Genomic DNA, 3,112 nt, shown 5'->3' with positions numbered 1-3,112 from the left:
GTATCGAATGTTCGGCGGGAAGATCGTTTCATGGGGATCGGTCTCGGGGCGGGAATCATCCCCTATCGCGGTGTCCGAAACCATTAGACCAGGGCAAAGAGCGTCCCTGTGGCCCTGTTGACGCATACCTCCGGCCGTGGGGATAAAGCACTTAGATTTGACTTTTGGGTTTACTCAAAATGAAGTAGCGTCCTATCGTTACGTCAATCGGATCCGTGGGGCACTACGATGGCCCGCGCAAACACCGGTGGTGCACATGAGGTGCCTTTTCATAGGAGGAAAATATGGCGTTTGATGAGGAGAAAAGCCCGCCGAGTCAGCCAGAGCTGAACTTGCTGGAGTTGCGGATAGGGGCGAACCGGGTGGTCAAGGGCACGGCAGCCTATGAAGCCGGCAACGAAGTCGTCATCAAGAAGAAAAAGCGAGAGACGCTTTATAAAAACGGCTATACATTGCCGGTGACAGCTGAGCGATTGGTCGCTGAGGCCGAAAGAACAACAAGGCATTCAACGAGACTAGCCAGAAATATGAAAGCCGCAGGTCAGCATCGGCCGGCAGATGCGGCCCCAAAAACAGTGTCTGCGCACCATGTGGTAGCCGCCACTGACTTGCGTGCCAATGAATCGAGAAGGAAGCTGTTCCGATGGGGCATCGGTATCAATGATGTTGATAACGGCGTGTATTTGCCCGCCTATGAAGATTCGACCGTATCGAGCCTTCCCCATGCCGTGAAGCATGCCGTCATCCATACGGACGCCTATCACGTGAATGTCTTTGCACGCTTCATCATGATCCCGAATGACAGTCCATCTACAGGACGCGTGGCACTCCGCCAAGTCAAACAGGAGCTGATCGACGGCGTTTTCCCCTATTAATCGGGCCGTAACAATGAGACTTTGGGAAATTACAAACGACTTGATCGATCAAGTATCCATGCTGGTGGTGACGGACGAGGATCGGCTCAACTTTAGCTTTTGGGATCAGTTCCGTGATGACGGGTCATCCATGCACTGGAACAAGCGCCCCAAATTGCAACCGTTCGTGGACAAGAAACGAAAGAAGCAGAAGCCCCGTGCCGATATAAGCCCCTTTCGGCCTGGCGGCTTGGCTCTCAATGGAAAGGCACGCGATGCATTAGGCGACTTTTTAAGTCAATTCGGTCAGCTGCTTGAAATCGATGTACTGGGTGAAGTTGAGTATTACTACAACGTCACCAATGTGCTCACCAGTGTTGATCTTAATCAATCAGAAGTGGTGCCTGGGGGATTTGTAAAAAAGCCGGCGTTCAATGCGTCATCCGTCCCCTCCCAGGCAACGGTGTTCAAGGATGCCGCCGTTCTCTCAAGCATTTACGTCAATGACGCGGCAAAACTTGAGCTTGAGAACCGCATTGCCGAATCAGGCATCAGGGGTATTGGCTTCAAGCAGGTTTGGGGCGCTGCCTCGTAACAGCAAAACGGGACGTAGGTAGTTAAAAATGCTTAACTACCCACGCCCTATTTTCCAGGTGTCAATATAGAGAAAGGATAACGCAGCCCGCGACTCCCGCAGAGCTGGCAGCCGACGCAAAGAGGGACGCCAGACATTCCGCCAAGCTCGAAAGCAATCTCAAAGCAGCCAAAGAGGCCAGGCCAAAAGATGCCAAGGGCGGCAGCCTAGCCACCCATCACATCGTTGCCGTCACCGATCCACGCGCCATGCGTGCCAGGAAGTTGCTCTTTAGGTGGGGCATCGGCATCAATGATGTGGACAATGGTGTGCGATTACCGCGCTGGTTAAGCTCCCCGAAGCCTGCCAGTCTTACGGGCGCCACCGTCCATGCCATCGTTCACACGGATCTCTACCACACGACAGTGCACTACCGTTTGAAGCAAGTCGCCGTGGTTCACCCGACCGAAAACAAGTATGCACGAGTTGAGCTAAAAGGCATGAAGCAAGAACTCTCAACGGGCGTCTTTCCATTTTGATGATCGGTATTCAGACATGAACATTTGGCAGATCAAAAACGACCTGATCAACAAGGTGGCGATGCTGGTGGCCACCGAAGATGCGGAAGACGACGATGATTTTTGGGAGCAGTTCGAAGGTGCGGGCCGCCCCCTCCACTGGACAGGGCGACCGAAGCTGGAAGTCTTCAAAGAAAAGCGCAAAAAGGTGCCCAAGCCGCGCGCCGACATCAGCCCACTCACCGCTGATGGCCTGGCATTGAATGCAAAGGCTCGCGACGCGTTGGGCGAATTCCTATCGCAGTTCGGTCAACTGCTCGAACTCGATGTTGAGGGTCACGTTGAGTATTACTTCAATCCCACCAACCTCATCCGTTGCGTGGACAAAGACAAATCGGTGAGGCGGGCTTCGGGGGCCATCGACAAACCGTCATTTATCGACTCCGCGATCTCAGCCGACGCCGCCGTGTTCATTGATCCATCCATGCCGGGTGACATCTACGTCAACGATGGGGCACGGAAAGAATTGGAGCGTCGGATCAAACAGGCCGGCATCACCGGCATGAGTTTCGTGCAGGTATGGGGCGAGCCGGCGGTGTCGACGACGGTCTGACGTCTCTTCCGTTGCATGAGCACTGAAACACACCATAGCGGCAGCGACCCCGCTGAATCCAGGACGAGGGCTGAGGTATCCCCACGTTTTTTGGCAGTCATTGCCGCAAGAAAACCAGTGTCACGTTTAGGTTGTTTCAAGGCGAGTCTTCATTCCGGCGAAGGCCGGAATCCAGTTCCAGCACATTGTGCGAAGCACTCAACATAAAAAACGTAATGTGTCCTTCGGACGCGTATTGAGACTGGATTCCGGCCTGCGCCGCAATGACGAGCAAAAACATCAGGCCTGCCGTAAAAGTCCATCTTTCTGATTTGACATGGCTTCTTGACTAAAAAAACGTGGGGATACCTCAGGGACGGAGCGAGTCAACTCTGTTTAACCACCTCCGTCCCTGAGGTTTGCCCCGTCAATCGCGCGTGGGCGGCGGATATCACGTATATCCGCACCCGTCAGGGGTGGCTCTATCTGGCCGCCGTCATGGACTTGTTCTCGCGCAAGGTCGTTGGTTGGGCAATGGCACGGAACATGCCGGCCGAGCTGGTATGTAGCGCGT

Annotated in this window: 4 protein-coding genes and 1 pseudogene; all 5 read left to right on the top strand. The window is 54.2% G+C overall.

All coding sequences use genetic code 11. From position 1 onward, the window contains the following. The first annotated feature begins 284 nt into the window (after positions 1-284). Positions 285-875 carry an AHH domain-containing protein gene (locus EKH80_RS23455; RefSeq protein WP_126687223.1) on the top strand — a complete coding sequence of 197 codons (591 nt, stop codon included), beginning with the start codon at positions 285-287 and terminating at the stop codon, positions 873-875. Positions 876-915: 40 nt separating this feature from the next. Beyond that, positions 916-1,449, top strand: coding sequence for a hypothetical protein (locus EKH80_RS23450; protein WP_126687222.1), 534 nt, complete (start codon positions 916-918; stop codon positions 1,447-1,449). Between the two features lie 77 nt (positions 1,450-1,526). Then, positions 1,527-1,967, top strand: coding sequence for an AHH domain-containing protein (locus EKH80_RS23445; protein ID WP_126687221.1), 441 nt, complete (start codon positions 1,527-1,529; stop codon positions 1,965-1,967). A 16-nt stretch (positions 1,968-1,983) separates the two neighbouring features. Next, the gene (locus EKH80_RS23440; RefSeq protein WP_126687220.1) at positions 1,984-2,559 is read left to right on the top strand and encodes a hypothetical protein; all 576 of its coding nucleotides are present in this window, start codon (positions 1,984-1,986) and stop codon (positions 2,557-2,559) included. Between the two features lie 408 nt (positions 2,560-2,967). Beyond that, positions 2,968-3,112 (top strand): annotated as a pseudogene (locus EKH80_RS24315) (DDE-type integrase/transposase/recombinase); the annotation flags it as partial.

The organism is Dyella choica, assembly GCF_003977665.1.
Classification (GTDB): Bacteria; Pseudomonadota; Gammaproteobacteria; order Xanthomonadales; family Rhodanobacteraceae; genus Dyella_B; species Dyella_B choica.
The sequence above is the reverse complement of the archived record's forward strand: the minus strand, read 5'-3'. Positions and strand labels throughout refer to the sequence as shown.

Excerpts from the sequence above, each read along its gene's own strand:
- EKH80_RS23440 (WP_126687220.1), top strand. The coding sequence starts at position 1,984 with ATGAACATTTGGCAGATCAAAAACGACCTGATCAACAAGGTGGCGATG.
- EKH80_RS23455 (WP_126687223.1), top strand. The coding sequence starts at position 285 with ATGGCGTTTGATGAGGAGAAAAGCCCGCCGAGTCAGCCAGAGCTGAAC.